Origin of the sequence: Kitasatospora sp. NPDC127116 (genome assembly GCF_042677365.1) — a bacterium.
In the GTDB taxonomy this organism is placed as follows: domain Bacteria; phylum Actinomycetota; class Actinomycetes; order Streptomycetales; family Streptomycetaceae; genus Kitasatospora; species Kitasatospora lactacystinica.
On the sequence record NZ_JBHXTL010000043.1, the window covers coordinates 40219 to 64720 of the forward strand.

Here is a 24502-nt window from a genome sequence, read left to right on the forward strand (position 1 = left end):
ACCCGCCCCGCTGCCGAGGGGCGGACGGCCCGGTCGCGCCCGGGGAACGCTGTCCGCGCCAGGACAACGTGCCAAGTGCCTGCAGACCCATCCACCCACAGGGAGCACACACATGGCCATGTCCGAGGACGCCGCCACGGCGGCCGAGACCCCGCAGACGCCGAGCGGGCCGAGAAGAGGACGGGTCCGGCTGAAGCGCACCGCCCTGATGGCCGTCCCGGCCGTCGCCGCCGGGGGCGTCCTGATGGCGCTCACCGCCCAGGGCGTGCTCGCCGCCCAGTTCTCCATCTCCGGAATGCCGTTCACCATCACCGCGGACAAGCTGGACGGCGAGGGCTTCGCCCAGTTCGGCGCGCTGGACTCGATGATCCCCGACAGCCCCAACGCCGGCTCCACCGGCGGTCAGGTGCTGGTCGCGGTGTCGGCGATCAAGAAGGCCGAGATCACCAACCTGTGCCAGAGCGTCGACCTCGGCGGCATCAACCTGGTGATCCACGCGGGCGACGGCGGCACCCCCGTCACCGCCTCCGACCTCACCACCGACTCCGACCTGCTCTCCGGCGACGCGGAGTTCAAGAACATCGAGATCGGCGGCGACGCCAGCACCTACACCAAGGCCGGCCCGGTCGGCAAGGGCGGCGCCGGTGTCTTCGGCCAGCAGGCCGACCACGTCACCCTGACCCACCTGAACCAGCACAACTACGCGAGCACCGCCGTCGGGTTCAAGCTGCCCAACCTGCGGCTGAGCTTCAGCTCCACGGGCTGCTGACCATGACGGAGTCCGTACCGGAGCCGGCCGGCACCGGCGAGGGCACCGCGGCACGGGCCGAGGGGGTGGCCGCCGAGGGGACGGCGGCCGCACCCGCCCGGGCCGCGGCGGCCACCGCCGCCGAGCCGACCGCGCGCCCGACCAAGCGCGACTGGCGGGGCAAGCGACCGTTCTGGGGCGGGCTGCTGGTGACGCTCGGCGGCGCCGAGATCCTGTTCACCCTGAAGGCCCCGCTGCCCGTCATCCTGCACATCGGGATGCAGGGGCTGGCCGGGTACCTGGTGCCGGCGGTGATGATGCTGTGCGGCCTGCTGATCCTGTTCAATCCGGCGCAGCGGCTGTTCTACTCCATCCTCGCCGTGCTGGCCTCGCTGGCCAGCTGGCTCACCTCCAACCTGGGCGGCTTCGTGATCGGGATGCTGCTCGGAGTGGTCGGCGCCTGCCTCACCTTCGGGTGGCTGCCCGAACAGCCGCTGCGCCAGGGCCGGCAGCGGCGGCTGGAGCGCCGGGAGACGCACCGGGCAGGGGTCTGACGACGGCGGTGCCCCGGGTCCTGGTGGTGGGAGAGCACCGGGGCGTGGGGCACCTGCCCGTCGCACCCGTTCCTTCGCGGGCGCCCTGCCGCGCGTGTCCTTCGGCGGCCGTCCTTCCGGGGCCGTGGGGGTCGTGCCCGCCCTTCCGGGCCTGTCCGTCCGGGGCCGCCCGTCCGGGGCCGCCCGTCCGGGGCCGCCCGTCCGGGGCCGCCCGTCCGGGGCCGCCCGTCCGGGGCCGCCCGTCCGGGGCCGTACCGGCCCTTCCGGGCGGTCCGGTCCGTGGTGGCCGAAAGCCATCCCGGTCCACACGTACCAACGCAAGGGGTCGATGGTCCCGGGTTCCTCCGGGGCGATCGGCCCTTCTCGCGCTCGGCCGCCCGGCAGTTGACTGGACGGGACATGGACAACAGCAGCATGAGCATTGGCACCGCCACCGCCACCGCCGAGTACGACCGCCTGATCGCCCGCCATCACGCGATGCGCCTGCGACGCCAACTCCTCGCCCCGTCCTCCTCGGGCGGCGGCGACTTCGGGTACGGCGCGTACGGCGAGGACGGCGGCTACGACGGCGCCGCCGACCAGCACCTGATCCGGCGCGACCTCGACCTGATCTCCCCGCTCGCGGACCTGATCGACCACCTCTACGCGGTGATGTTCAGCCATCGCCCGTATCTGCGACCGCTCTTCCCCGCCTCGATGGAGTTCCAGCAGCTCCACCTGGAACGGATCTTCCACCACCTGATCGACAACCTCGACCGCCCGGCCGAACTGGAGCAGACACTCCGCCAACTCGGCCGCGACCACCGGAAGCTGGGCGTCCGACCGGTGCACTACGAGGCCTTCGAGGAGGCCCTGTGCGCGGCCGTCCGGCACCGGGCCGGCGAGCGCTGGACCGACGACCTGGAGGGCGCCTGGGTGCGGATGCTGCGCTTCGCCGTCGGCGCGATGGTGGCCGGCGCCGACTCCGCGCTCACCGAACCCCCGTACTGGCACGCCGTGGTGACCGGCCACGAACGCCGCCGCCCCGACCTCGCCGTGCTGCGGGTGCGCACCGGCGAGCCGTACCCGTACCGGGCCGGGCAGTACGGCACCGTCGAGCACCCGGCGCTGCCGCACACCTGGCGGCAGTACTCGATGGGCTGCGCCCCGCGCGCCGACAACGAGCTGGAGTTCCACGTCCGCCGCACCGGCCCCGGCGGGGTCAGCGCCGCCCTGGTCGAGCACATCGCCGTCGGCGACCGGCTGCGCCTCGGCCCGCCGCGCGGCAGCCTGCTGCCCGACGACGACGCCCGCGACCTGCTGCTGGTCGCGGGAGGCACCGGCCTCGCCCCGATGAAGGCGATCATCGAGCAGCAGACCACCCGCCGGCCGACCGGGCGCCGGGTCCACCTGTTCGTCGGCGCCCGGGAGCGCGCGGACCTCTACGACTGGCATTCGCTGGCCGAACTCGGCCTGCACAAGCCGTGGTTGACCGTCACCCCGGTCACCGTCGGCGAGCTCGCCGACACCGTCGCCTCGGCCGGCGACTGGCGCGAGCACCTGGCCTGCGTCACCGGGCCGATCGGCATGGTCGGCTCCGTCCGCACCCGGCTGGCGGCGGCCGGGCTGCCGTCCACGCAGGTGCGGTTCGACCAGGCGCTGTACCGGTGACGCCGGCCGGACGGCCGTCGGACCGGCGGCCGCCGACCGGGCGGCCGTCCGCTCCGTCGGCGGGTCAGCGGAAGCAGTAGGAGTCGGAGGAGGCGTCGCCGCCCGCCAGGTGGGTCTGGTGGACGCGCAGGCCCCGGAAGTCGGCGCCGTGCGGGAAGAAGCGCTCGTCGATGCTCAGCCCGCCGGCCTCCGGGTCGGCGTCCAGCTTGACCATCCAGGGCTCGATGCCCTCCGGGTAGAACTGGTCGTCCCAGGCGCCGTAGAGCGAGTTGGTGAGGTACAGCCGCCGGCCGTCCCGGCTGATCTCCACCATCTGCGGCGCCCCGCTCAGCGGACGGCCGGGCTCCGCCGGGTGCGGGGTGCGGGCGGCGATCCCGCCGAGCCGCACCGAGCCCGCCAGGCGGGGGTGGAACGGGTCCGAGACGTCGTACTGGAACAACTCCCCGGTGCCCCACGCCGAGACGTACAGCCAGCGGTCGTCCACCGACAGGTTGATGTCCGTGACCAGCGGCGGCACCGCGCCGAACGGCTGCAGCGCGGGCGGCAGGTCCTCGGCCTTGGCCGGCTCGGCGGGAATCTCGATCACCTTGCGCGCGGTGAACGCCGGCCCGTCCCGGTACCAGAGCCACACCGAGGAGGAGAGGTCCTCGACGTTGGTGACCACGCCGACGAAGCCCCACTCCGCCTGCGGATCGTGCGCCGGGCGCAGCTCCAGCACCATCTGGTACTGGTCGCCGAGGTCCACCCGCTGGAGGTGGCGCCCGGAGTCCAGCTCCCAGAAGTGCAGCGCGTGGCCGTACTTGCGCCCGAGCAGGAGGTCCGGCACCACCCCGTCCTCGACCATCGACGGGGTGCCCCACTCGCTGGTGATGCCCACGTTGGTGCCCAGGTGCCACCAGACGTCGTACGCGAAGTGCTGCGGACCGCGCTCGGTCTCCCAGGGGCGCAGCACCTCGAAGGTGGTGTGGTCGAGCAGCGCCACCCCGCCCGGCCCGTCCTCGCCGTCGGCGCCGCCGAGGCAGGAGAGGAAGACGCCGTCGGGGCCGCAGTGCAGGGTGTGCGGGCGCGAGTAGCCGGCCTTGGCGGCCAGTTCCTCGGCCTCGATCGTCTTCACCAGGCGCGGGCGGACCGGGTCGGGCCGGGTGTCCAGGACGTGCAGCCGGGAGGAGCGCAGCCCGGGCAGCAGCAGGTAGCGCCGCTCGGGGTTCTCGTGGCAGGCGTGGGCGAGGGCGCTGGAGCAGGCGTTCCAGCCGAAGTGGTGCAACTCGTCGCCGAGCGTGGGCAGTTCGGCGAAGTTCAGAACCTTCCCGTAGCTCGCCGAGTCCGGATCGGTGTCGACGCTCAGCAGTGCGTCCGGCTGCTGCCCCGACCGGTCGAACCCGGCCACGTACGCCAGCTTCTCCGGCGGAGCGGCGATCGCCTCGGCGGCCGAACGGTAGAGCGACGGATCGGTATGCCCGTGCTGCATGCAAACTCCCCAACTCGCCTGGTCTGTCCGGGAAGCGTTCCACAGAACCACCGGCGCACAGGAGGCGCACGAGAAGCGGCCGGGAGGCGCGGGCGGCTACCCTGACCGGGTGCACAACAGCATTCGCGGGGGCAACTTCCACGGCCCGGTCGTCCAGGCGCACACCGCGCACGTGACGGTCACCCCCCGGCCGCCCACCATCGCCGGCCTCCCGCCACTCACCTCCGCCTTCACCGGACGGGAGCAGGACCTCGCCGAGCTCCGGGCCCTGCTGACCACGGACGGCCCGTCGACGGTGACGGTCACCGGCCTCGGCGGCATCGGCAAGACGACGCTGGCGACCGCCGTCGGCCATGCCCTCCTGGACGCCGAGCACTTCTCCGCGGCCTTCCTCGTCGACCTCCGGGGCTACGACGGGACCCCGGTCGAGGCCGGGCAGGCCCTCGACACCCTGCTGCGCGCCCTCGGCGTCCCGGCGGAGCACATCCCCCCGGACCCGGAGACCCGGGCCGCCCTCTACCGCGCCCGGCTGGAGCAGCACGGCGGCGGCGTCCTGGTCGTCGCCGACAACGCCTCCGCCGCCGACCAGGTCCGCCTCCTCCAGCCGCCGTCCACCCGCCACCGCCTCCTGGTCACCTCCCGGGAGACCCTCCCCGGCCTCGGCGCCCGCCTCCACCGCCTCGGCGTCCTCGGTCCCGAGGCGGCCGTCGCCCTCCTCGACACCGTCGTCCGCGCCGCCCGCGCGGACGACGCGCGCGTCACGGCCGACCCGGCAGCCGCCCGGCGCATCGCGAAACTGTGCAGCCACCTCCCGCTCGCCCTGCGGCTCGCCGCCGCCCAGCTCGTCCTGGACCCGCACTTTCGCTCCGACGAGCTCGCCACGGACCTGGCCGATCACGCCGCCCGGCTCGACCTCCTGGACGACGGCGAGGTCGGCGTCCGGATCGTGCTCGACCGCTCGTACCGGAGACTCACCGAGCCGCAGGCGGAGCTGTTCCGGCTGCTGGCCCTCAACCCCGGCCCCGACATCTCGACCGACGCCGCCGCCGCACTGGCCGACGCCAAGGTCCGCGAGGCCCGCTCCCGGCTCGCCCGGCTCGTCGGCAGCGCCCTGGTCGAACAGACGGCGGGCGGCCGCTGGTACCTCCACGACCTGGTCCGGGACTACGCGCTGGAACAGGCCGGTCGCCACCGGGCGGCCGGCGGCAGCGCCCTGCAGCGCCTGCTGGTGCACTACGCGGAGACGGCCGTGGCCGCCGACGAGGAGATCGAGGCGCTTCCCGGAAGGCGGGGCCCCGGTCGGTTCCGCGACCGGGGCGAGGCCCTGGGGTGGCTGGAGTGCGAGCGGGCCAACCTGGTCGTGACCGTGCGTCTGGCGGCGGCGATCGGCCTTCCCCTGGTGGCCGTACCGCTGTCCTCGGCGCTGGTCGGCCATCTGGTCCGGTGGTGCCGGAACGACGACGCCGTCGCGATGACGACGGCGGCGCTGTCCGCCGCCCTCGCCGTCGGGATCAGGTCCGAGGAGGCGACGGCACGGCACAACCTCGGCTTCGCGCAGGGCCGGGCCCGCCGGTTCGAGGAGGCGATGGAGGCCCTGCTGACCGCCGGCGAGATCTTCCAGGAGGTCGGCGACCGGAAAGGGGAGGCCTCGGCCCACGCGAACCTCGCCGAGATCCTGGCGAGCCTGCACCAGCGGCAGGCGGCCATCGACGCGATCCGGTACGCCCTCACCCTGGTGCACGGCCGGGACGACCCGCGGTGGGAGGCCCGGCTGTCGTTCAACCTCGGCATCCTGCTGATCGACGCGGAACGGTTGGACGAGGCCGACGAGACGTTCCGGCGGACGGCAACGGTCTTCCGGGACCTCGGTGACCGGAGCGGCGAAGGGATGTCCTGGGGCTGCGTCGCCCAGATCCTCAGCCGCCGGGGTCGTTACGACGAGGCGATCGAGGTCCACCAGCGGGCGCGGACCGTCTGCCAGGAGGCCGGTGACCGGTACAACGAAGCGCTGGTGCTGGGCGATCTCGGCGTCACCCTCGTCGGTGCGGGCCGGGTCGGGGAAGCGGTGGAGGCCCACGAGCGGGCCGGCCGCCTGCTGCGGGAGACCGGTGACCGCCAGGGGGAGAGCCTGAGCCTGCGCAACCTCGGCATCGCGCTGCGGCGTGCCGGGAGGGCGGACGAAGCCCTGGCCGCCCACCGGCGGTCCCTGGCCGTCTGTCAGGAACTCGGCGACCGCACCGGTGAGGGCAGCACCTGGATCGCTCTCCAAGCCGTGTTCAAGGACCTCGGCCGGTACGAGGAAGCCGAGGAGGCCCGTCGGCAGGCCGATCGTGCCATCGACGACGCCCACGCAGCGCTCTCCGAAAGCATTGCGATCATCACATCGCGCCAGGTCGGAGATGCCGGGGTCGACAACGGCTGAGCCAGTACAGTCACCCTCATGGAGTTCCGTGAAGACATCCTGGGTGCCCCCTACGAGGCCGCCGAGCTGACGCTGAGGCCGGACGACGAGGGGGCGGTGTGCGCGACGCTCGTCCGTCGGCCGGTGCCCGGGGCGGACCGGGCCGTGCTGTACATCCACGGGTACAACGACTACTTCTTCCAGACCAACCTCGCGGACCACTACACCGCGCTCGGCTTCTCCTTCTACGCCCTCGACCTGCGCAAGTACGGCCGCTCGCTGCGCCCCCACCAGTCGCCGAACTTCGTCCGCGACCTCATCGAGTACGACGAGGAGATCGACGAGGCCGTCCGGATCATCCGCGAGGTGGACGGGCACCGGCAGCTGCTGCTGAACGGGCACTCCACCGGCGGGCTGATCGGGGCCCTGTGGGCCGGCCGGCGGGCCGGGCGCGGGGTGGTGGACGGCCTGTTCCTCAACAGTCCGTTCCTGTCGATGCCGGTCGGGCCCGCGGTCCGCACACTCGGCGGGCCCGCCGTGACGGCGGTCGGGCGGCTGGCGCCGACCCGCGTCCTGCCGTCCGCGCTCAACCCGCACTACACCCACAGCCTGCACAAGGACCACCAGGGCGAGTGGGACTTCGACCTCACCCTCAAGCGCCCCGAGAGCTTCCCGCTGTACGCGGGCTGGCTGTCGGCGATCCACCAGGGCCACCGGCGGCTGCACCGCGGACTGGGCATCGACGTGCCGGTGCTGCTGATGGCCTCGACCCGGTCCATCTCCACCACCAAGTGGCACAACGCGCTGCACCACGCCGACGCCGTGCTGCGCGCCGACGACATCGCCGCGCAGGGGCCGCGGCTGGGCCGGCACGTCACCGTCGTGCGGATCAAGGGCGGCATGCACGACCTGGTGCTGTCCGGTGCGGAGGCCCGCGCCGAGGTGTTCGCCGAACTGGACCGCTGGCTCGCCGCCTACCTCGACGTCGAGCCCGTCGGGGAGCACGCGTGACCTTCCCGCAGCACGACGGTGCCGAGCAGGCCGAGGACGACGAGCACGGCGAGCCGGTGCCCGTCGGGCGGCGGACCGACCTGGGCTTCGCCAAGCTCATGCCCGACCTCGACCGGGACGGCGGCTGGCTGCTCACCCTGGACGGCACCCCCCAGTCCTACGTCGACCTCGCCGACCCGACCCACCTGGAGTTCGAGTACACCCGGCGCCTCGGCCACCTCGCCGACGCCCTCGCCCCCGCCGGACAGCCGCTCGACGCACTGCACCTCGGCGGCGGAGCCCTCACCCTGCCCCGCTACCTGGCCGCCACCCGACCCGGCTCCCGGCAACGGGTCGCGGAGGTGGACGGACCGCTGCTGGAACTGGTCGCCGAACAGCTGCCCTGGCAGGGCCCCGGCGCGGACATCACCGCGACCGTCGGCGACGCCCGGGAGGCCCTCGCCGAGACCCCGGCCGGCTCGCAGGACCTGGTGATCGCCGACGTCTTCCACGGCTCGCGCACCCCCGCCCACCTCACCTCCGTGGAGTTCCTGCGACTGGCCGCCGCCGCGCTGCGCCCCGGCGGCTGCTACGCGGCGAACCTGGCGGACGGCCCGCCGCTGGCCTTCGCCAAGGCGCAGGCGGCGACGGTGCGGGCGGTGTTCCCGTACGTCTGCCTGGTGGCGGAGGCGCCGGTGCTGCGCGGCCGCCGGTACGGCAACATCCTGCTGGCCGGCTCGACGGCGCCCCTGCCGGTGGCCGAGCTGACCCGGCTGCTCGCGGGCGACATCTTCCCGGCCCGGCTCACCGACGGGGACGACCTGGCGGACCTGGTCGGCCGGACCGCCCCGGTCACCGACGCCGAGGCCACCGACTCCCCGCCCCCACCGGATGGCGCGTTCAGCATCGGCTGAGGGCCGTGATCGGGGGATGTGTACGGCGTAGGTCATGAATCCGTTGTGCTCGCCGGTCAGGACGAACCCCGCCTTGAGGAGGACGCGGCCGGAGGCGGGGTTGTCCGGGTGGTGCTTGGCTCGGACCTCCGACAGCCCGAGGTGGCCGAAGGCCAGGGCGAGGATCCTGCGCACCCCCTCGGTGGCGTAGCCCCGGCCCCAGGCGTCCGCGCGCAGGATGTAGCTGACGGCGGCCACGGGACGGTCCCGGTGGAGCTTGACGACGCCGAGGAGGTCGCCGTCGACGTCGAGGCCGAGCACGTACAGCGTGCGGGGCGACTGCGCCGCAGCCGCCACGATGTCGCGCACGCAGTAGCGGGCTTCGGCAGCGTCCATCGCCGCCCGGCCCAGGTGCTTGGTCGACTCCGCGCTGTAGATCCGCGGCAGGGCCTCGGCGTCACCGGGGCCCAGCTCCCGTAGCCCGATCACCCGTCCACCGCTTCGACGAGGTTCGCCAGTTTGGCGGCGGTGGGCCGCTCGTCGGGTGCGGCCAGCAGGACGTGGCGCAGCCGGGCCTGGAGGGCGGGCCAGGGCATCGCGGTGGACAACGGGACGGCTCTGCGGGCGATGGCCCTGCGGAATTCCTCCACCGGCGTTCCCTTGTCGAGGCCGGCGGTGTCGTAGTCCAGCGGCCACTTCCCGGTGACGCAGGTCCACAGGGTGCCGGCGAGGGCGTGGACGTCGGCGGTCTGTGTCGTTTCGACGGGCTGGGGGCCGTTGATGATGCGGGCGGCGAGTTCGGGCGCGGTGAGGTGGATCATGGTGCCGTCGAACGCGGTCCACGGGGTGCTGCCGATCCGCCGCGTCCAGGCGAAGTCGAGGAGGCGGACCGTGCCGTCCTCGCCGTGGATGCCGTGCGCGGGCTGGAGGTCGCCGTGCACCCACCCGTCGGTGTGGAAGTCCGCCACGGCGCGGCAGAGCCCGACCGAGGCGGCGAGGGCTTCGTCCTTTCCGCCGTCGCCCTTGCGCAGGGACCGGAAGACGTCCCACGTGGACGGACCGGTCAGCCACGGGGTGACGTACCAGGTCCCGCCGTCGAAGCGCCCGGCGGTCACGGTGTATCCGGGGAGCTGGTCGAGCACGGAGGCTTCGCGGGCGGTGACCTCGGCGGCCTCGCCGGTGCCGAGCTTGATGCTCACCGAGCCGCGCGGGCCGCCGGCCTTCCACACCGCCGAGCCCCGGCGGTTGCTGATCTCCTCCAGCTCCAGCGGCCCGCAGAAGGCCTCCGCGGCCCTCAGCGCTTCGCGGGCCTCGGCAAGGAACTCGCCCATTCTCGAACTGCCTTCCATTCGCAAGGGATGTGCTCGAAGACGTCGCGGCCGTCGTCGGCCGAGACCGCCAACGCCGCCGCGAGGTCGGGGGTGGTCTCCAGGAATCGCGGGTCCAGCGGCCGGACGCCCGCCCGTACCGGGAGGAACGAGAAGGGCGGCGGCGGGATCCGCTGCCCGTGCCGACCGGACTCGCCGGCGCCCTGCGGGAACTTGCCGAACATGACCCCGACCGGTCCGTACAGGTGCTTCAACGCCCAGTGCGGCCAGGCCATCAACTCCCGGTGGTCCGCGCCCTCGCAGTGCCCGCACAGCACGATGTTCTCGCACGCGAGGAGGCCGAACGGCCTCCCCATGAGCGGGCGGATCCACTCCGCGGCCTGGACCCCGGCGTGGAACAACTCGGCTTCCACGGCGAACCGGTGGCTGCCCGGGGCGATCTCGTAGATCGTCCACCCGGTCATCCCGCGCAATGTGGACGGCCGCAGGAACGGGCAGTGCTCGTACAGCCCGGCGATATAGCCGTCCACGTCCACGCCGGCGGGGTTCTCCGTACGGGCTTCGGTGAGGCGGAGCGCCCCGGCGGTCGGCCGGGACGCTCCGTCGAAGGGTGCGGTGATCACCGGGTGGTCGCCACCGGAGCGAGGTCGTCGCCGTCGCCGGGCTCGGGCGAGCAGTTCCACTCGGCCCGGACCTCGCCCGTCTCGCGGTAGCGGGCCAGGGCCTCGGTGTCGACCAGGCCGTCGGCGTCGGCGAACCAGATCTCCGGCAGGGGGCCGTACGCCTCCTCGTACGCGCCCACCCAGGAGACGAAACCGCTGCCGGCGCTCTCGACGTGGACCAGCCTGCGACCGGCGTGCCGGAGCGCGAACGCCTCGTGTGCGGCCGGGTCGTTGACGAGCCGGTGCCACGCCGAGTCGACGGCGGCGGAGAACATCTCCGGCGCGGCCTGGCCCGCGTCGATCCGGCGGGCGGCGATCGTGAAGAACCTGCCCAACTCGTTCAACTCGACGCCGGGCGTGGTGGGGGTGCTCATGGACCTCTCCCATCGGGGTTGGCGCTGCCCGCCCGAGCAGGGACGGTCAGCGGTGAGGGTGGTGCAGGCCCGGCCCGTCATGACCCGTTCCGAACGGGCCGGGAGTTCGTGGGCCACCCAGAGGCTGGCGGCGGCTAGTTCCAGGCGGGGGTGAGCGCGGCCCGCAGCGCGGGGCGGCGCTGGGGATCCCGCGCGCGGGCGATGCAGTCGGCGCAGATCAGGTGGCAGGTGCTCCGGTCGTCACCGGGAGCCTGGAGCGTGGTGCCCGCGCAGACCAGCGTGTCCCGAAGGCAGACCCAGCAGGTCCCCTCGCGGTAGCCGTCGGGTCGGTCGACCACGATCCCCTCGCCCGGGGGCAAGACGTGCAGCGGCGGGGTGTTCAATCCGTGGCCTCCAAGTCGTCCAGGAGAACCAGCTCGGGGTAAGGGTCGCTGGAGCTGTCCCGGTCCACCCAGGCGTGGTTGGACAGCTTGCCCGGGGTCTCGGCGACGGTGCCCGTCCAACCGTCGGTGCGGTGCCGGACCGGGTCGCCCTGGATCGCACTGTTCACAGTTGCGCCTCCCCATCGAGTCGTTGGGTGTGGGGGCGTTGAGCTGGTCGCCCTCGGGCCGACAAGGCCGACGGGCCGGTGCGGCGGGCCGTGCAGGCGGGGCAGCCACAGGTGGAGCGCACGGCGGCGATCTGGAGCAGCGTTCCGACGGACAGGGCTTGACCGGCCACGTTGGCCGCTCGGTAGTCGTCCAGCGGGCTCCAACCGGCGGGGAGCTCAGTCCGCTTGGGCTTCATGGCCCGGGCCGGGTCTCCGTAGACGGGCTTCGCCCCGCGTCGCTTCGGAGTCGTCATCGAGGACTTCTCGGACTGCTTCGCCATGGTGACGCTCCCTCCGTCTCAGCACGTCTGGTGCCGTTTAAAGACGGTAGGGAGAAGCACGGTACGCGGTCGACGAACTTGCTTGAGCTTGCTCGCATTCACTCGAGCGCGTTGATGGCTCCAGTGATGAGCGATCTTGCATCAGCACCATAGACAGCGATGCTGGCCAACTCGGAGAAGGCCTGGCCGTACTCCGAAATCTCGGCCGGCTGGGTGATGGTGAGGTGGGCGGAGACGAGCTCGACGTTCACCTGTGTGTCGTCATAGATGGTGAAAGACTCAACCGGCCAGCCGGCGCCTCTGGTCGAACCGAGGGGAATCACCCCAAGACTTACCGATGGGAGAGAGCCGACGGTGATGAGGTGACCGAGCTGACCGACCAGGATGTCCGGAGTTCCGATGACGGTTCGCAGCACCCACTCCTCGATCAGGATGGCGAACCGGTGATCTCCCGTGTGCAGCACCTTCTGCCGATCCATTCGCACGGCGACAGCGTCGTCAACGTCGTCGGGAGTGCTGCGCAACGAGACGATCGTGCTCAGCACTTCGCGCGTGTAGGCCGCCGTCTGGAGCAGTCCGGGCACGACCCACGACTGGTACATCCGGAACCTCCGCGTGCGCTCGAACAGAGGACGCACGGACTCCTGTGCCCGTTTGAGGCCGGCGCGCTCAAGGCGCCGCCACTCGACGTACATTCCCTCGATGTTCCGGGCCGTCGCGATGAGGTCTGCGGCCTGATCCGGGACGCCGCAGACGGCCGTCCAGACACGTAGGTCTGCCTCCGAAAGCATCACCCGGCCGCTCTGGATCTTGGAACACTTCGATTCATGCCAGCCCGCAGCTTCGGCCAGCGCCCGCGCGCTGAATCCGGAGTCCCGCCGGATATCGCGCAGACGCTGGCCGAGGGCCTGCTTGGCTTGTTGAACGCTGGAGGATGCGGACACGGTTAGCGCAGCCGGAAGTCCTCGTGCGGGACCGCCCGTTCCCAGACTGCCTCGAAGGCGGAGGTGCAGAGCTTCACAGTCTGCGGATCAGTGGTGACCTCATCGTCCACGAAGTCGCCATCGCCGCTGAAGTGGTGAACCAGGAGGAGCGATCCGTCGATCAGCCAGAAGTCGTTGCCCGGAAGCGCCAGGCTGGTCGCCTGTCGGCGGGGAAGCCACCTGACCTGCTCACCGCAGGCGACGTTCCGGAACGTGATCCCGTGCTCGAACCGGATGTACTCGCTCACCGGTTCCGAGACGACCCGTGCGCGCAGCACCTCAACGCCGCGGTTCGTGGTCTCCTCGATGAGCTGCAACCACGGGCTCCACCACGATGGGCGGTCCTCAGGGTCGTCTCGTTCTCCACTGAGCCAGCGGAGAAACAGGGGGTCGTCCCGCATGTATCCGTCGCGCATCTCCAGGTGGAGAGCTGAGCGGGTACAGGTCCGCAGCAGATCCTCAAGCGTTGGGGGTGCTGCCACCGTTCACCTCCGGGAAGAACTGCATCATGCGCCTGGGGAATTCGATCACGGTCTCGTGCCCGGGAATGTCCATCTGTGCGAGACGCTCCGGGTCGAGAACCTTCCAGCCCTGGAGGAGGTAGTTGCCCGTCGCGTCGTCGAAGTAGACCGTCGGGGACTTGCCTTCGGGGCTGCTGGGGTCTTGCCCGAGCTTGTGCAGTGCCATGGCGAGCCTCCTGGCAGGTCGGAGTCGATCGCCTTGAACGATCTTGCCGCACAAGTCGCCGCTCGTACCATGAACTTGCTCGAACTTGCTCGATCCTGACCCGTCAGAGCACTTGGCTGATTCTCCCGGATTCACTCCTGCAGCGACGGCCGCCCACATCCCGGAGATGCCCTGGGAATCCAGACGCCTCCTTGCTTCTGCACGGTGCCGATCTGCTCGCCCAGACCCCAGACGACCCGGCAGTGACCTCTGCGGCCTTCCTGGTCGAGCGGGTTGCACCGGCCGCCGGGCAACAGGTTCCGTTCGGGTGGGGCGGGGTGGGGCCTGGCGCCCTCGACCGGCGGGGCCGGTCGGGTGCGGAGCTGGCGGAGGCCGCGGGGGTGATGAGGATTCGCGAAAATCCCCAGGCCCGCTCTCAGCTCCCCACTTGGTTGCGCGTGCATCGGCCCGTCTCCGTAGGGTCCGGCTCGGCCGGTAAGGGCGCCTGCGGCGTCGCTACGCGCTGCCCGCCGGGTGGTGCGGTAGGGCGCGGGGCCAGGGCCGGGTTCTGCCGTGGGCATGGTGATGGGCGGCTACCGGTGGGAGTCTGGCGGCAACATCGGTTGACTGAGAGTCAGGTACGACACGAGGAGCTCGATGTCGAGCTCCTTCTCCAGGGCCGCCTGGAGCTCGACGATGCCCGGGAAGTCCGCTCTCAGGCGCCTCAAGGTGCGGTTCATGGCGAGATAGCATTAGGCGCCTCCTGACGGCCAATGAGTTCCATCCGCCCTGTCGTGCAACCTGCGTGAGGCCGTCTTTCATCTCTGGAGGTCATGTGTCGACCGTCAATGTGCTTGCGCCCGAATTCCCCGAGTCTGCTGGTGACGCCACTCTCGCGACCTGGTACAGCAATGTTGGCGACCGCGTCAAGCACGACGACATCATTGTCCAGATCGAGACCAGCGAAGTGATCTTTGAGGTGCCTGCGGGTAGCGACGGCACTCTGCAAGCGCCCGGGTAGCGTGCGGGGACGATCCCGGAGGAGGCGAGGCGATGCGGCCGTTGCTGCTGCTGGACGTCGACGGACCGCTGAACCCGTGCGCGGCGAAGCCCTATCGGCGGCCCGAGGGCTTCGAGACCCACCGGTTGATGACGCCGCGCTGGGTGGCGGCCGAGCGCCGTCGGCTCACGGCCTGGGGCCTTCCCCACAAGGCGCCGAAGCCCCTGCGGGTCTGGCTCAACCCGGCCCACGGCCCGGCGCTCGTGGCGCTGCCCTTCGACCTGGCGTGGGCGACGACGTGGCAGGAGGAGGCCAATGCCTTCATCGGTCCCTTGCTGGGGCTGCCCGGCCTGCCGTACATCCCCTGGTCCGAGCCGCGGCCCGAGCCGGGCGGCGGGGTGTTCTGGAAGACCCCGCAGATCGTCGCCTGGGCGAAGGGCCGCCCGTTCGCCTGGGTCGACGACCTGATCACGGACGCCGACCGGGCCTGGGTGGAAGCCCACCACCCGGGCCAGGCACTGCTCCACCACGTCGACCCGAAGGTCGGCCTGACGGTCCAGGACTTCGCCCGACTGACGGACTGGTCCAACGCGCTCGGCTGACCGCACGAGCGAGCCGAGCCTTCGAGGTCAGACGGGCGGCGTCAGGTCGCTCTCGCTGATGGTGTACGTGAGCGGGGGGTAGACGAAGTCCGTTTCCGTGTTCTCACGGCGCCGCAGTCGGTAGAACTCGTGCCTCTGTTCCTCGTCGGCCGGCACGAGGTGTGCGCCCTGGGGGAGGTACGCCTGTCCGTCGCGAAACCGGACAAGTGTTTTTGACGTTCGAAAGGTTACGCCCAGCCATTGGTTGTCCGCCGTGCGGGCGGGCGGGTCCAGGACGATCTTGTGCCTGAGTCGCCGGTTCGAGTCGACAGAAAACGCGACGACACTGTGGTGGGCGAGGGGGATCTCGAACTTCTCGCCGTCGGGCCCCTTCGATTCGAAGATCAGCTTTCTCGGCGGGCTCGCATCGGGATGCTGGTAGCAGGAGAAGACGGCGATGAACGAATCGTCGGCCAGATCGAGGGCCTGGTCGGAGTGGCTGCCCATGGTCGCGTAGGCGTTCGTGCAGCTCTCGATGAGAGCGTTGTTGAAGCCGACCGAAAGCGCCGCACGTTCTTGAACCTGCCGTGCCAGCCGTTCGTGCACCGCCCGGAAGCGCTGCGTCGGGCTGCTGTAGCGAGTGGTGGTCCGTACGAGGGGCGCATCACCCGACTCGTCGATCCTGGCGAGCACGGCGCCCCGCCGGCCCTTTCCCACGTCTTCCAGACGGGCCGACGCGGACAGTTCCGCGAAGAGGTTCTCCTCGGTGGGCAGTGTGCACGAGAGGATCTCGTCCGAGATCCTAGACGCGGGGGGCAAGGTAGTCTCCCGTGTTCATGCTGAAGAGGAACTCGTCGCCGTAGTCCATGAAGGACGAGGTCCTGTTCTCCTCGGCGTACAGCCTGCGCAGCTCGTCCATGCCGGCCGGTGTGGGCGGCTCCAGTTTCACCGGTTCTCCGTCCCGTTCGAGGAACGTGCGGCCGTCCTTGTGGACGGCTTCGGTGTTGGAACAGCGCACCACGTAGCCCAGGCGGGTCGGGAGCAGCTCGGCGTCCAGTGACGAGGGCCGGATCTCGTGGGTGTAGAGGCGGTTGGTGGACAGCGGCATGAAGAACACGGAGCCGGGGTGGAGGGTGACGGTGAACTGCGGGGGGAGTGCGATCCCGTCGAGTTCCGCGGTCCGCTCCTTGAGGCGGAAGCGGAGCCTGGTCAGCCCGCTGGCGCCCTTCACGCCGAAGTCGTAGGCGTCCTCGGCCAGGGGCCGCAGCTTGTCGAGCCGGTCGTAGAAGGTGCAGAAGGCCATGATGCCGTTGGCGGGCATGTCCTTGGTCTTGTCGGCATGGGCCGAGATCTTCGCCTTGGACTGCTTGCGCTCGGCCGTGGCAAGGGTGTTGTGGTAGATCTGCGCGAGGACGTGATTCAGCGGCGCCTGGTTCCGGAAGACGGCGGCGGCCTCGCGGTTCAGCGCTTCGACGATGTGCGTGTCGGTCGGGCGGAAGCTCTCGGTCGGTCCCGAGAGATTCGTGGAGCACCGGAGCAGGCGGAAATGCAGTTCGTCACCGTTGCGCGTGACGGGCGTCAGATAGATTCCGCTGCGATGGGCCGCGCCGGGCTTGGTGGACTCCGTCAGGGACTGGAACGCGTGCTCCGTACGGATCCGCCCGAAATGATCGTCGCCGAGTCCGAAAAAGCGGCGGTAGTACACGCCGACGCCGTGTACGCGGACGGGGACCCGGCCGAGGTCGACGAGGGTCCAGGGCTCGTCGACGTCCTCGCGGTAGCCGTGCGACAGCTCCCGGACGACGAATACCCGCGCAGCCGCGTGCAGTTGACGGCCGCTGATCCCGGATATGTCGCCACACAGGTAGACCGTCCTCCGGGCGAGGTCGGGCGAGCCGGAAGCAAGCTCCTCCGGCGTGATCGTGGACCCGAAGAAGTCCCTGATCACGTCGTTGTCCTGCGACATCGAAGGTGCGACCAGGATGTTGCCCGCATCCTCGATGCGGGCTTCCGTCGGCTCTGTCGTGTGCATCAAGCGGTACCTGTCATTCGCGGATCCTGGTGGATTCTCAAAACCGTGGACTTGGCCATGGCCCGCACTCATTCATTCAATTCGGGGTAGTAGCCGAGCTGGTACGTCGACAGCTGGGAGACGGCGAGCTCTGCCTCGCCCCGGCAGATCACGCAGACGCGGTGCCGGTGGCATGCGGGGCAGTTGACCCGCCCGCGGGTCGCGTCGGGCCGCCAGCCGCGTCCCCCGCAGTCGTAGCACCAGCCCAGGCCTTCGCACTCGTAGCAGAGCACGAACCCGGCCGTGACGGTCTCGGCCGTGCGCACCGGCTCGGGCCGGTGGAACTCCTCCGGCTCGTACAGGGCCATCGCCGGTGTCTGCCCGCTGAACCACACGGTGGACGTGTGGTCGACCGTACGGATCTCGATGGTGCAGCCGTCGCGGTGGCCGGTGACCACGATGCGGGGCGTTCCCTTGGCGTCCTCCTGCGAGGTCGCGACCGTCCAGCCCGCGGAGTGGAGCAGCGCGGCCGCGCGAGCGGCGGTGTCGGCGGCGCCGGCATTCGCGGGGCGCTTCCCCGTGCTGCTGCTGACCGAGTACCGGTAGCGGAGCGGTTCGTGCCAGTCGACGACCTGTGGCGTGTCGAGCAGCGGCAGGCCGGGATCGCTGCCGGGGGCCAAGTCGTCGATCAGCTCGACCAGTTGTGACCGCAGGGCCCGGCCCAGCCGGTCCAGCTCTTCCCGTGCGCCCGGTACGGGCCCCATGACGCCCCCTCCTCGCCCGGCCCGGCCGTTGCCGGGCGGCCCGCTCGATCCCCGGGAGTCTATGCGGTGTTCGTCTCACCGAGCGTCATGGACGGTGGGGGCCGAGCCGGGCGAGGAGGTCGTCGGCGCACTCCTCGGCGAGTTCCTCGGCGTGTTCGGGGAGTTGCGCGCCGGCCCGCAGGTGGCGTCGGACCAGCGAGAGCGGCAGCTCGATCAGGGCGAGCACCACGCGTTCGACGGACCGGGGGTCCTCGGTGGGCGACCCGGCCCCCAGCAGCGCGGCGAGGGCGGCGAGCGCGCCGTGCACAGTCCGGTTGCCGAGATCCGCGCGCAGCCGGTGTTCCTCCGACCAGTCCGCGCGCCCGAAGCCGTCGGGGCCGTAGAGGAGCAGGGCCGCCTCCTGCGGGTGGGCCCGGGCCCATGCGACCACCTGGCGGGCCGCCGCCCGCGCGGTCTGCCGCGCGTCGGCGGTCGTGGCGAGCGGTACGGGGTCGAGGTCCTTGCCGAGTACCGTGCCGAAGGCCGCGAGGTAGCCCTGCTGGAACCGGTCGACGGTCCGCAGCCAGAGTTCGGCGAGCAGCGCGCTCCGTCCCGGGAAGCGGTAGTACACCGAGCCGCTCGGGGCTCCGACCTCTCCCGCGACCGCGGCCATGGTCACCGCGGCCGGGCCGGACTCGGCGGCCAGCCGGACGGCGGCGTCGAGAAGCTGGTCGGAGTCGAAGCGGGGTGGTCTCGCCATGAGTTGGAGGGTACTCTCCACAATAATTAGAGAGCAGTCTCTATAACTGTCCGGAAGGTGAGCCGATGGCTGTCCACAACGTGCACGAACGCCTGCTGCCCGCGAAGGAGACCGAGGTGGGGGCGCTGATCGACACCCTGGCCGGCACCGACGACCTGCTGTGGCCGCAGGACACGTGGCCCCCGATGCGCTTCGACCGTCCACTCGCCGTGGGCGCCGTCGGTGGGCACGGCCCGGTCCGCTACACCGTCGACGCGTACGTCCCCGCGGCATGGGTGCGCTTCGGCTTCACCGGGCCGCGCGGCTTCCACGGCTTCCACGAGTTCACCGCCACGGCCGTCGACGAGCGGCACACCCTGCTGCGCCACACGCTCGTCCTGACCGCCCGCGGCCCGGCACGACTCGGCTGGCCGCTCGCCTGGCGGCCGCTCCACGACGCGCTTCTGGAGGACAGCCTGGATCGCGCGGAGAGGGCCTGTACGGGCACGGTGGCCCGCCCGGCGCGGTGGAGCCCGTACGTACGGTTGCTGCGCGCGCTCGTTCGCTGATCGCCGGCCCGGGCCGGTCCGCCGAACCCGCCGCCCGGACAGGTGAGTTCCGCGGGGCCGGGGCCGCCGTGAGCCGGGGCCGCCGTGAGCCGGCCCCGGCTGGTCAGAGTCCGAAGTGCTCGACGGCCCGTTCGGCGACCTCGTCGGGCTCCAGGCGGGTGTTGTCGATCAGCAGGTGCGCACCCGGGACGTGCGCGAAGTCGTCGACCGAGTTGAGCCGGTACCTGGCGTCCATGTCGAGCAGATTGCCGTTGGACCAGTCCAGGTCGCGCTTGGACGGCTTCTCCGCCAGGCGGGTCTCCCCGGCGTTGCGCTCCAGCCGCACGCTCTGGTCGGCGGACAGCTCCAGGAACAGCACGCGCGAGCCGCGTTCGCGGAACGGGGCCGCGTAGCGCTCGACGAGTGCGGCGTCGTCCGGGTCGTCGAAGTCCCAGACCAGGGTGAACACCAGGCCGGGCAGGTCGCTGGCAGCGGCCTCGGCGAAGATCTGCTCACGGAAGTCGTGGTTGAGGCGCTGGAACTGCGGCGACCCGTAGGGGAACAGCCGCAGCAGCGGTTCGATGGTCAGGTGGTTGTGGAAGAGCTTGTACCCCGTGCGCGCGGCCACGGCCTCGCCCACGGTCATCTTCCCGACCGCGGCGGGCCCGATGACGAAGAGCAGGGTCGGGCTCGTGGTGTCGGGCATCGCGCCAGGACAGGGCTACGGAGCGATCTTGGTCGAGCGTGCCCCGGACACCCGCCGGATCGGCAACTCCTCAGTCGAGCGGGATGACGAGGACGGCCTGCGGGCCTTTGGGGGTCTGCTCGACCTGGTACTCGACCCGCTCGCCCTCCCGCAACGTGCGGTACCCGGTCCCGACGATGGCCGAGTAGTGGACGAACACGTCAGGACCGGGAACGTCCGGCACGATGAAGCCGTACCCCTTCTCGGCGTTGAACCACTTCACGGTGCCGAAGTTGATCAGGGCGCGGTGGGTCGCGGCCGGCGGCCCGGCAGCCGCCGCCCACCCCGGGGCGGCGGCCGCCAGCAGCGCGCCGAGCGCGAGGAGCGGGGCGCACACCAGGGCCGCCACACGGCCACGACCACGGACGGAGACGGGGACGGGGACGGGGACGGAAGGTGACATCGGGGACCTCCTCGCGAGTCGTCGGCCGGCCAACACGGAGCGCGGCCGGTCCTCGCACCCGCGCCGGCGATGCGTTCGACCGCGCCGGGGACGCTGCGCCATGGGACTCCTCCTCGAACCCGGTGGTGACGGCGCGTCCAGGATCGTCCGGGCAGTCGGTGTGCCGGCAGGGCGTGCGAGGCGGGGCGTGGAGCACGGCGGGACCGGCCGATCGGGACACGCGCCGGACGGCACGCCGTCAGGACGACGACTGCCGGCGGTCAGCGGCTGGGCGAACCTGATCGCGCGGCACCGGCCCGCGCGGGCCGGTCATGGGGCGCCGGACCCGGTCGGCGCGTCGACGGGAGGGGAGGGGCGGACGGGGTGTCAGAATCGGCGGGTTCATGCCCATGACGGGAACGCGGCCGGAACACCGGCCGGAACGCGGCGGGACCACGGCGGAGACGCGACGGGACCAGGTCCGAAGGAGCGAGCGATGAGTGTCGGGGTGCGGCCGGAGCTGGGACAGGTGTCGGAGACGGCGCTGTGGACGCTGTGGCACCGGGCGGTGGAGGCGCGGCGGCCGGACACCGTGCTGCCGGACCCGAAGGCGGTCGAGCTGGTGGACCGGATCGACTACCCGTTCGCGACGCGGTTCGGGGAGAACGCCTTGGTGAGCCAGCTCCAGGCGCTGCGGGCGGCCTGCTTCGACCGCGAGGTGTCCGACTTCCTTACCCGCTGCCCGCGCGGCACCGTGGTCGGGCTCGGGGACGGCCTGGAGACCCAGGCCTGGCGGGTCGACAACGGCCGGGCGAACTGGCTGTCCGTGGACCTGGCGGAGACCGCCGCGCTGCGCCGGCAGCTGCTGCCGCCGGACGAGCGGCACCGGATCGTCGCCCACTCGGTCACCGACCCGGGCTGGATGGACGGGGTGGACCCGGCGAACGGGGTGCTGATCAGCGCCGAGGGGGTGCTGATGTACCTGCGGCCTCAGGAGGTCCGCGGCCTGATCGCGGCCTGCGCCGAGCGCTTCCCCGGCGGGGCCATGGTGCTGGACGCGGTGCCGCGCTGGTTCAGCCGGCGGGCCGTCGAGGGCAAGCTGCGGGACCGGTACTACCAGGCGCCGCCGATGCCGTTCGGGATGGACGCGGACGAGTGCGGCCTGCTGGCCACCGCGCACCCGCGGGTCGTCGACGTGCGGGAGGTGTACCCGGAGGGCGGACGCCCGCCGCTGAGCATCCTGCTGCCGCTCGTGCGCCGGATCAAGCAGCGCCCGTCCGTGGTCGCGCTGCGCTTTGCCCAATCTTGAAGAAACGCTGGTCGACCTGGAACCATGGTGTCGGGGCGTACGTCGTAACCACGGGTGATCGGCCGGGGGGACAGGCCGCCCGGCACGTTAGGCTCGCTCCGGGGGAGCGGCCCGGGTGCCGCCATCGGACGAATTTGCCGGGACGGGCACGCTGCTCCAGGGGGAGGGCGGCCGGTCCCGTCCTGCCACGGAGGTACTGGCCTTGCACATCGACGCCTGGATCGAGGGGATTCCGCCGACGGCGGTGTACGCCGTTGTCGGTCTGATCATCGGGCTGGAGTCGCTGGGCATTCCGCTGCCCGGCGAGATCGCCCTGGTCACGGCGTCCCTCATGGCGGTCAAGGGTGTGGTGAGCCCGTGGGGCGTCGCCATCTGCGCGATCGCCGGCGCGATCATCGGCGACTCGATCGGCTACTCGATCGGGCGCAAGGGGGGCAAGCCGCTCTTCGAGAAGCTGGGACGCAAGTTCCCCAAGCACTTCGGCCCCTCCCACCTGGCCACCGCCGAGCGCTCGTTCCAGAAGTGGGGCATGTGGGCGGTCTTCTTCGGCCGCTTCATCGCCCTGCTGCGCATCTTCGCCGGTCCGCTCGCGGGCGCGCTGAAGATGCCGTACTGGAAGTTCCTGATCGCCAACGTGCTCGGCGGCGTGGTCTGGGCCGGCGGTACGACGCTGCTGGTCTACAAGGTCGGCAAGAGCATCGAGCCCTGGCTGGCCCGGTTCTCGTGGGCGGGCCTGGGGGCGGCGCTGGTGATCGGCCTGCTGTCGGCCTGGATCATGAAGCGCCGCGCCGCCAAGACGCACGCGAAGATCGAGGCGGAGGAGGCGGCCAAGGCCGCCGCCGCGGCGAAGGAGCCGGTCGCCGACTGACCACCCCGCCGGCCGGCCCCCCGGTCGGCCCCCGGCAGGGTCCCGGTCGATCGTCCGACCGGTCCCGGACCGGTCGTCCACCACCACCGTCGTGGTGCCCTCGGGCCCTCGGAGTAGCATCGGTCGGGTACTGCCGATCTTGCACTCCGGAGGGCCCGATGTCTTCGCAGCCGACCTGGGACGCCGTGGACGCCTACTTCTCCGAGCGGCTGGTCGGACACGACCCGGTGCTGGAGCAGGCCGCGGCCGCCGCCCGCGCGGCCGGACTGCCGAACATCGCGGTGGCCCCCAACCAGGGCAAGCTGCTGCACCTGCTGGCACTGACCCAGGGCGCGAAGCGGATCCTGGAGGTCGGCACGCTCGGCGGCTACAGCGCCATCTGGCTGGCCCGGGCGCTGCCCGCGGACGGCACCCTGATCACCCTGGAGCTCGACCCCCGGCACGCCGAGGTCGCCCGGGGCAACCTGGCGGCCGCCGGGCTGGCCGGGATCGCCGAGGTGCGGGTGGGCCGGGCCGCGGACTCGCTGGCCGAACTGGTGGAGCAGGGCGCGGACCCCTTCGACCTGGTCTTCATCGACGCCGACAAGCCGAGCAACCCCGAGTACTTCCGCCGGGCGCTCCAACTGACCCGGCCGGGCTCGCTGATCATCGTCGACAACGTGGTGCGCGGCGGCGCGGTCGCCGACCCGGCCGGCACCGACCCGGCGGTGGTCGGCACCCGGGCGCTGCACGACCTGATCGCGGCCGAGCCGAGCGTCACCGCGACCTCGGTGCAGACGGTCGGCAGCAAGGGCTACGACGGCTTCACCCTGGCCCGCGTCCACGGCTGAGAGCCCGGGGCCGAGAGCCCGGGGCCGGGACCCGCGCCGCCAGGGCGTACGCGGGCTCACCCGCACCACCGGCGCTCATCCGCGCCCACCTGTACCACTCACGCCCACTCGTACCACGCGCGCTCGCTCGCGCGGACCGGAGAACGGAGACATCGTGCGGATCGGACTGCTGGGAACCGGCCCCTGGGCGGGGCGGGTGCACGCGCCCGTCCTGGCCGAGCACCCCGGGCTGGAGTTCACCGGCGTCTGGGGCCGCCGACCGGAGGCGGCCGAGGCGCTGGGCGCCGCGCACGGCGTGCCCGGGTACGCGGACCTCGACCGGCTGCTGGCCGAGGTGGACGCGGTCTCCATCGCGCTGCCCCCGACCGTGCAGGCGGGGCTCGCGGTACGGGCCGCCGAGGCCGGCTGCCACCTGCTGCTCGACAAGCCGGTCGCGCTGACCGTGCCGGACGCCCGGGCCGTGGCCGAGGCGGTGCGCGAGCACAAGGTCGCCTCGGTGGTCTTCTTCACCGTGCGCTTCGGCGGCGAGCAGATCCCGTGGATCGAGCGGCAGGCGGAGCTCGGCGGCTGGTTCACCGGCCGCTCGGACTGGCTCGGCTCGGTGTTCGCGCCCGGCAGCACCAGCCCGTACGCGGCCTCGCCGTGGCGGGTGGAGAAGGGCGCGCTGTGGGACGTCGGCCCGCACGCGCTGTCCGTGCTGCTGCCGGTCCTGGGCGACGCGACGCAGGTGACGGCGGCGACCGGCCCGCTGGACACCGTGCACCTGGTGGTGCGGCACGCCGGCGGCGCCTCCAGCACGCTCGCGCTCAGCCTGACCGCGCCGCTCGCGGCGGGCGGGACGGGCATGGAGCTGCGCGGTGAGCACGGCGTGGTGCAGCTGCCCCCGCGCGGCGAGGGCCCGGTCGCGGCCCTGCACCGGGCACTGGACGCGCTGCGGGCCTCGGCCGCCTCCGGCGAGCCGCACCCCTGCGGGGCGGACTTCGGGCTGCGGGTGGTGGAGATCCTGGTCGGCGCCGAGCGTTCGCTGGCGAGCGGCGGCCCGGTGGAGGTCTGAGCGGTCGACGCGGCCGGGCCCGGGGGGCGGGGACCGGCGGTTCGGAAGGACACCGGGTAGGGACCGATGGTTCGGAAAGGCGCCGGGCGGGGCACATGGGTGCCC

The 24502-nt window shown here is 72.0% G+C and carries 29 protein-coding genes and 1 pseudogene; 13 read left to right on the forward strand and 17 right to left on the reverse strand.

Annotated elements, in window-relative coordinates:
• Positions 1–112: 112 nt before the first annotated feature.
• From ACFVHV_RS19170 to ACFVHV_RS19180, 3 genes are all read left to right on the forward strand, one after another.
• On the forward strand, positions 113–769 hold the full coding sequence (locus ACFVHV_RS19170; protein WP_359900974.1) for a DUF6230 family protein: 657 nt from the start codon (positions 113–115) through the stop codon (positions 767–769).
• A 2-nt stretch (positions 770–771) separates the two neighbouring features.
• On the forward strand, positions 772–1302 hold the full coding sequence (locus ACFVHV_RS19175; RefSeq protein ID WP_380352297.1) for a DUF6114 domain-containing protein: 531 nt from the start codon (positions 772–774) through the stop codon (positions 1300–1302).
• Positions 1303–1716: 414 nt separating this feature from the next.
• The gene (locus ACFVHV_RS19180; RefSeq protein WP_380352299.1) at positions 1717–2952 is read left to right on the forward strand and encodes a globin domain-containing protein; all 1236 of its coding nucleotides are present in this window, start codon (positions 1717–1719) and stop codon (positions 2950–2952) included.
• A 64-nt stretch (positions 2953–3016) separates the two neighbouring features.
• Here ACFVHV_RS19180 and ACFVHV_RS19185 read toward each other — a convergent pair whose 3' ends face one another.
• Positions 3017–4420 (reverse strand): selenium-binding protein SBP56-related protein, encoded by a 1404-nt coding sequence (locus ACFVHV_RS19185; protein WP_380352301.1) that lies wholly within the window; start codon positions 4418–4420, stop codon positions 3017–3019.
• 109 nt (positions 4421–4529) lie between these two features.
• On the opposite strand from ACFVHV_RS19185, the gene ACFVHV_RS19190 reads away from it, so the two are divergent.
• From ACFVHV_RS19190 to ACFVHV_RS19200, 3 genes are all read left to right on the forward strand, one after another.
• Positions 4530–6842: a tetratricopeptide repeat protein gene (locus ACFVHV_RS19190; protein ID WP_380352303.1), complete on the forward strand. Its 2313-nt coding sequence runs from the start codon at positions 4530–4532 to the stop codon at positions 6840–6842.
• 18 nt (positions 6843–6860) lie between these two features.
• Entirely contained in the window at positions 6861–7832 is a 972-nt protein-coding gene (locus tag ACFVHV_RS19195; protein ID WP_380352305.1) for an alpha/beta hydrolase, read from the forward strand.
• 98 nt (positions 7833–7930) lie between these two features.
• Complete coding sequence (locus tag ACFVHV_RS19200; RefSeq protein WP_359901057.1) at positions 7931–8725, forward strand: fused MFS/spermidine synthase; 795 nt, start codon at positions 7931–7933, stop codon at positions 8723–8725.
• Positions 8726–8797: 72 nt separating this feature from the next.
• On the opposite strand, the pseudogene ACFVHV_RS19205 reads toward ACFVHV_RS19200, so the two are convergent.
• The 10 genes and pseudogenes from ACFVHV_RS19205 to ACFVHV_RS19250 form a co-directional block, all read right to left on the reverse strand.
• Positions 8798–9193, reverse strand: a pseudogene (locus ACFVHV_RS19205) (GNAT family N-acetyltransferase); the annotation flags it as partial.
• Positions 9190–10035, reverse strand: a complete 846-nt coding sequence (locus ACFVHV_RS19210; protein WP_380352306.1) for a hypothetical protein — start codon at positions 10033–10035, stop codon at positions 9190–9192. The gene ACFVHV_RS19210 and the pseudogene ACFVHV_RS19205, both read right to left, overlap by 4 nt.
• A complete protein-coding gene (locus tag ACFVHV_RS19215) occupies positions 9999–10655 on the reverse strand; it encodes a hypothetical protein (RefSeq protein WP_380352307.1) in 657 nt (218 codons plus the stop codon). The genes ACFVHV_RS19210 and ACFVHV_RS19215 overlap by 37 nt, the downstream gene beginning before the upstream one ends.
• The gene (locus ACFVHV_RS19220; RefSeq protein ID WP_380352309.1) at positions 10652–11068 is read right to left on the reverse strand and encodes a hypothetical protein; all 417 of its coding nucleotides are present in this window, start codon (positions 11066–11068) and stop codon (positions 10652–10654) included. The genes ACFVHV_RS19215 and ACFVHV_RS19220 overlap by 4 nt, the downstream gene beginning before the upstream one ends.
• A 134-nt stretch (positions 11069–11202) precedes the next feature.
• Positions 11203–11451: a hypothetical protein gene (locus tag ACFVHV_RS19225; protein WP_380352311.1), complete on the reverse strand. Its 249-nt coding sequence runs from the start codon at positions 11449–11451 to the stop codon at positions 11203–11205.
• Positions 11448–11618: a hypothetical protein gene (locus ACFVHV_RS19230; protein WP_380352313.1), complete on the reverse strand. Its 171-nt coding sequence runs from the start codon at positions 11616–11618 to the stop codon at positions 11448–11450. The genes ACFVHV_RS19225 and ACFVHV_RS19230 overlap by 4 nt, the downstream gene beginning before the upstream one ends.
• Before the next feature lie 418 nt (positions 11619–12036).
• Complete coding sequence (locus ACFVHV_RS19235; protein WP_380352315.1) at positions 12037–12882, reverse strand: helix-turn-helix domain-containing protein; 846 nt, start codon at positions 12880–12882, stop codon at positions 12037–12039.
• A gap of 2 nt (positions 12883–12884) precedes the next feature.
• Entirely contained in the window at positions 12885–13337 is a 453-nt protein-coding gene (locus ACFVHV_RS19240) for a DUF6879 family protein (protein WP_380352317.1), read from the reverse strand.
• Positions 13338–13380: 43 nt separating this feature from the next.
• Positions 13381–13608, reverse strand: coding sequence for a hypothetical protein (locus ACFVHV_RS19245; protein WP_380352319.1), 228 nt, complete (start codon positions 13606–13608; stop codon positions 13381–13383).
• A gap of 572 nt (positions 13609–14180) precedes the next feature.
• Entirely contained in the window at positions 14181–14327 is a 147-nt protein-coding gene (locus tag ACFVHV_RS19250) for a hypothetical protein (protein WP_380352321.1), read from the reverse strand.
• Between the two features lie 95 nt (positions 14328–14422).
• Between ACFVHV_RS19250 and ACFVHV_RS19255 the strand changes: the two genes are divergently transcribed.
• Both ACFVHV_RS19255 and ACFVHV_RS19260 read left to right on the forward strand, forming a co-directional pair.
• Positions 14423–14608, forward strand: coding sequence for a biotin/lipoyl-containing protein (locus ACFVHV_RS19255; RefSeq protein ID WP_380352323.1), 186 nt, complete (start codon positions 14423–14425; stop codon positions 14606–14608).
• A 32-nt stretch (positions 14609–14640) separates the two neighbouring features.
• On the forward strand, positions 14641–15189 hold the full coding sequence (locus ACFVHV_RS19260; RefSeq protein WP_359900987.1) for a hypothetical protein: 549 nt from the start codon (positions 14641–14643) through the stop codon (positions 15187–15189).
• Positions 15190–15216: 27 nt separating this feature from the next.
• Here the strand turns inward: ACFVHV_RS19260 and ACFVHV_RS19265 are convergent, their stop codons facing one another.
• From ACFVHV_RS19265 to ACFVHV_RS19280, 4 genes are all read right to left on the reverse strand, one after another.
• The gene (locus ACFVHV_RS19265) at positions 15217–15987 is read right to left on the reverse strand and encodes a hypothetical protein (RefSeq protein ID WP_380352325.1); all 771 of its coding nucleotides are present in this window, start codon (positions 15985–15987) and stop codon (positions 15217–15219) included.
• Positions 15971–17200 carry a hypothetical protein gene (locus ACFVHV_RS19270; protein ID WP_380352339.1) on the reverse strand — a complete coding sequence of 410 codons (1230 nt, stop codon included), beginning with the start codon at positions 17198–17200 and terminating at the stop codon, positions 15971–15973. Before ACFVHV_RS19270 ends, ACFVHV_RS19265 begins: the two co-directional genes overlap by 17 nt.
• A gap of 68 nt (positions 17201–17268) precedes the next feature.
• Positions 17269–17943: a hypothetical protein gene (locus ACFVHV_RS19275; protein WP_380352326.1), complete on the reverse strand. Its 675-nt coding sequence runs from the start codon at positions 17941–17943 to the stop codon at positions 17269–17271.
• 85 nt (positions 17944–18028) lie between these two features.
• Positions 18029–18682 (reverse strand): TetR/AcrR family transcriptional regulator, encoded by a 654-nt coding sequence (locus ACFVHV_RS19280; protein WP_380352328.1) that lies wholly within the window; start codon positions 18680–18682, stop codon positions 18029–18031.
• Positions 18683–18747: 65 nt separating this feature from the next.
• On the opposite strand from ACFVHV_RS19280, the gene ACFVHV_RS19285 reads away from it, so the two are divergent.
• Positions 18748–19230, forward strand: a complete 483-nt coding sequence (locus ACFVHV_RS19285) for an SRPBCC family protein (RefSeq protein ID WP_380352329.1) — start codon at positions 18748–18750, stop codon at positions 19228–19230.
• A gap of 103 nt (positions 19231–19333) precedes the next feature.
• On the opposite strand, the gene ACFVHV_RS19290 is transcribed toward ACFVHV_RS19285, so the two are convergent.
• Both ACFVHV_RS19290 and ACFVHV_RS19295 read right to left on the reverse strand, forming a co-directional pair.
• A complete protein-coding gene (locus ACFVHV_RS19290) occupies positions 19334–19915 on the reverse strand; it encodes an AAA family ATPase (RefSeq protein WP_359901001.1) in 582 nt (193 codons plus the stop codon).
• Between the two features lie 70 nt (positions 19916–19985).
• A complete protein-coding gene (locus tag ACFVHV_RS19295; protein WP_380352341.1) occupies positions 19986–20192 on the reverse strand; it encodes a cold-shock protein in 207 nt (68 codons plus the stop codon).
• Between the two features lie 640 nt (positions 20193–20832).
• Between ACFVHV_RS19295 and ACFVHV_RS19300 the strand changes: the two genes are divergently transcribed.
• The 4 genes from ACFVHV_RS19300 (at position 20833) to ACFVHV_RS19315 (ending at position 24397) form a co-directional block, all read left to right on the forward strand.
• Positions 20833–21645, forward strand: coding sequence for a class I SAM-dependent methyltransferase (locus ACFVHV_RS19300; protein ID WP_380352331.1), 813 nt, complete (start codon positions 20833–20835; stop codon positions 21643–21645).
• 202 nt (positions 21646–21847) lie between these two features.
• Positions 21848–22513 (forward strand): DedA family protein, encoded by a 666-nt coding sequence (locus ACFVHV_RS19305; RefSeq protein ID WP_117486626.1) that lies wholly within the window; start codon positions 21848–21850, stop codon positions 22511–22513.
• A 158-nt stretch (positions 22514–22671) separates the two neighbouring features.
• Positions 22672–23343, forward strand: a complete 672-nt coding sequence (locus tag ACFVHV_RS19310; protein WP_380352333.1) for an O-methyltransferase — start codon at positions 22672–22674, stop codon at positions 23341–23343.
• A gap of 154 nt (positions 23344–23497) precedes the next feature.
• Complete coding sequence (locus ACFVHV_RS19315; protein ID WP_380352335.1) at positions 23498–24397, forward strand: Gfo/Idh/MocA family protein; 900 nt, start codon at positions 23498–23500, stop codon at positions 24395–24397.
• Positions 24398–24502 lie beyond the last annotated feature (105 nt).

Excerpts from the sequence above, each read along its gene's own strand:
- ACFVHV_RS19270 (WP_380352339.1), bottom strand. The coding sequence starts at position 17,200 with ATGCACACGACAGAGCCGACGGAAGCCCGCATCGAGGATGCGGGCAAC.
- ACFVHV_RS19250 (WP_380352321.1), bottom strand. The coding sequence starts at position 14,327 with ATGAACCGCACCTTGAGGCGCCTGAGAGCGGACTTCCCGGGCATCGTC.
- ACFVHV_RS19285 (WP_380352329.1), top strand. The coding sequence starts at position 18,748 with ATGGCTGTCCACAACGTGCACGAACGCCTGCTGCCCGCGAAGGAGACC.
- ACFVHV_RS19210 (WP_380352306.1), bottom strand. The coding sequence starts at position 10,035 with ATGGGCGAGTTCCTTGCCGAGGCCCGCGAAGCGCTGAGGGCCGCGGAG.
- ACFVHV_RS19175 (WP_380352297.1), top strand. The coding sequence starts at position 772 with ATGACGGAGTCCGTACCGGAGCCGGCCGGCACCGGCGAGGGCACCGCG.
- ACFVHV_RS19260 (WP_359900987.1), top strand. The coding sequence starts at position 14,641 with ATGCGGCCGTTGCTGCTGCTGGACGTCGACGGACCGCTGAACCCGTGC.
- ACFVHV_RS19220 (WP_380352309.1), bottom strand. The coding sequence starts at position 11,068 with ATGAGCACCCCCACCACGCCCGGCGTCGAGTTGAACGAGTTGGGCAGG.
- ACFVHV_RS19170 (WP_359900974.1), top strand. The coding sequence starts at position 113 with ATGGCCATGTCCGAGGACGCCGCCACGGCGGCCGAGACCCCGCAGACG.
- ACFVHV_RS19200 (WP_359901057.1), top strand. The coding sequence starts at position 7,931 with ATGCCCGACCTCGACCGGGACGGCGGCTGGCTGCTCACCCTGGACGGC.
- ACFVHV_RS19300 (WP_380352331.1), top strand. The coding sequence starts at position 20,833 with ATGAGTGTCGGGGTGCGGCCGGAGCTGGGACAGGTGTCGGAGACGGCG.
- ACFVHV_RS19180 (WP_380352299.1), top strand. The coding sequence starts at position 1,717 with ATGAGCATTGGCACCGCCACCGCCACCGCCGAGTACGACCGCCTGATC.
- ACFVHV_RS19280 (WP_380352328.1), bottom strand. The coding sequence starts at position 18,682 with ATGGCGAGACCACCCCGCTTCGACTCCGACCAGCTTCTCGACGCCGCC.
- ACFVHV_RS19245 (WP_380352319.1), bottom strand. The coding sequence starts at position 13,608 with ATGGCACTGCACAAGCTCGGGCAAGACCCCAGCAGCCCCGAAGGCAAG.
- ACFVHV_RS19185 (WP_380352301.1), bottom strand. The coding sequence starts at position 4,420 with ATGCAGCACGGGCATACCGATCCGTCGCTCTACCGTTCGGCCGCCGAG.
- ACFVHV_RS19240 (WP_380352317.1), bottom strand. The coding sequence starts at position 13,337 with ATGCGCGACGGATACATGCGGGACGACCCCCTGTTTCTCCGCTGGCTC.
- ACFVHV_RS19275 (WP_380352326.1), bottom strand. The coding sequence starts at position 17,943 with ATGGGGCCCGTACCGGGCGCACGGGAAGAGCTGGACCGGCTGGGCCGG.
- ACFVHV_RS19195 (WP_380352305.1), top strand. The coding sequence starts at position 6,861 with ATGGAGTTCCGTGAAGACATCCTGGGTGCCCCCTACGAGGCCGCCGAG.
- ACFVHV_RS19290 (WP_359901001.1), bottom strand. The coding sequence starts at position 19,915 with ATGCCCGACACCACGAGCCCGACCCTGCTCTTCGTCATCGGGCCCGCC.
- ACFVHV_RS19310 (WP_380352333.1), top strand. The coding sequence starts at position 22,672 with ATGTCTTCGCAGCCGACCTGGGACGCCGTGGACGCCTACTTCTCCGAG.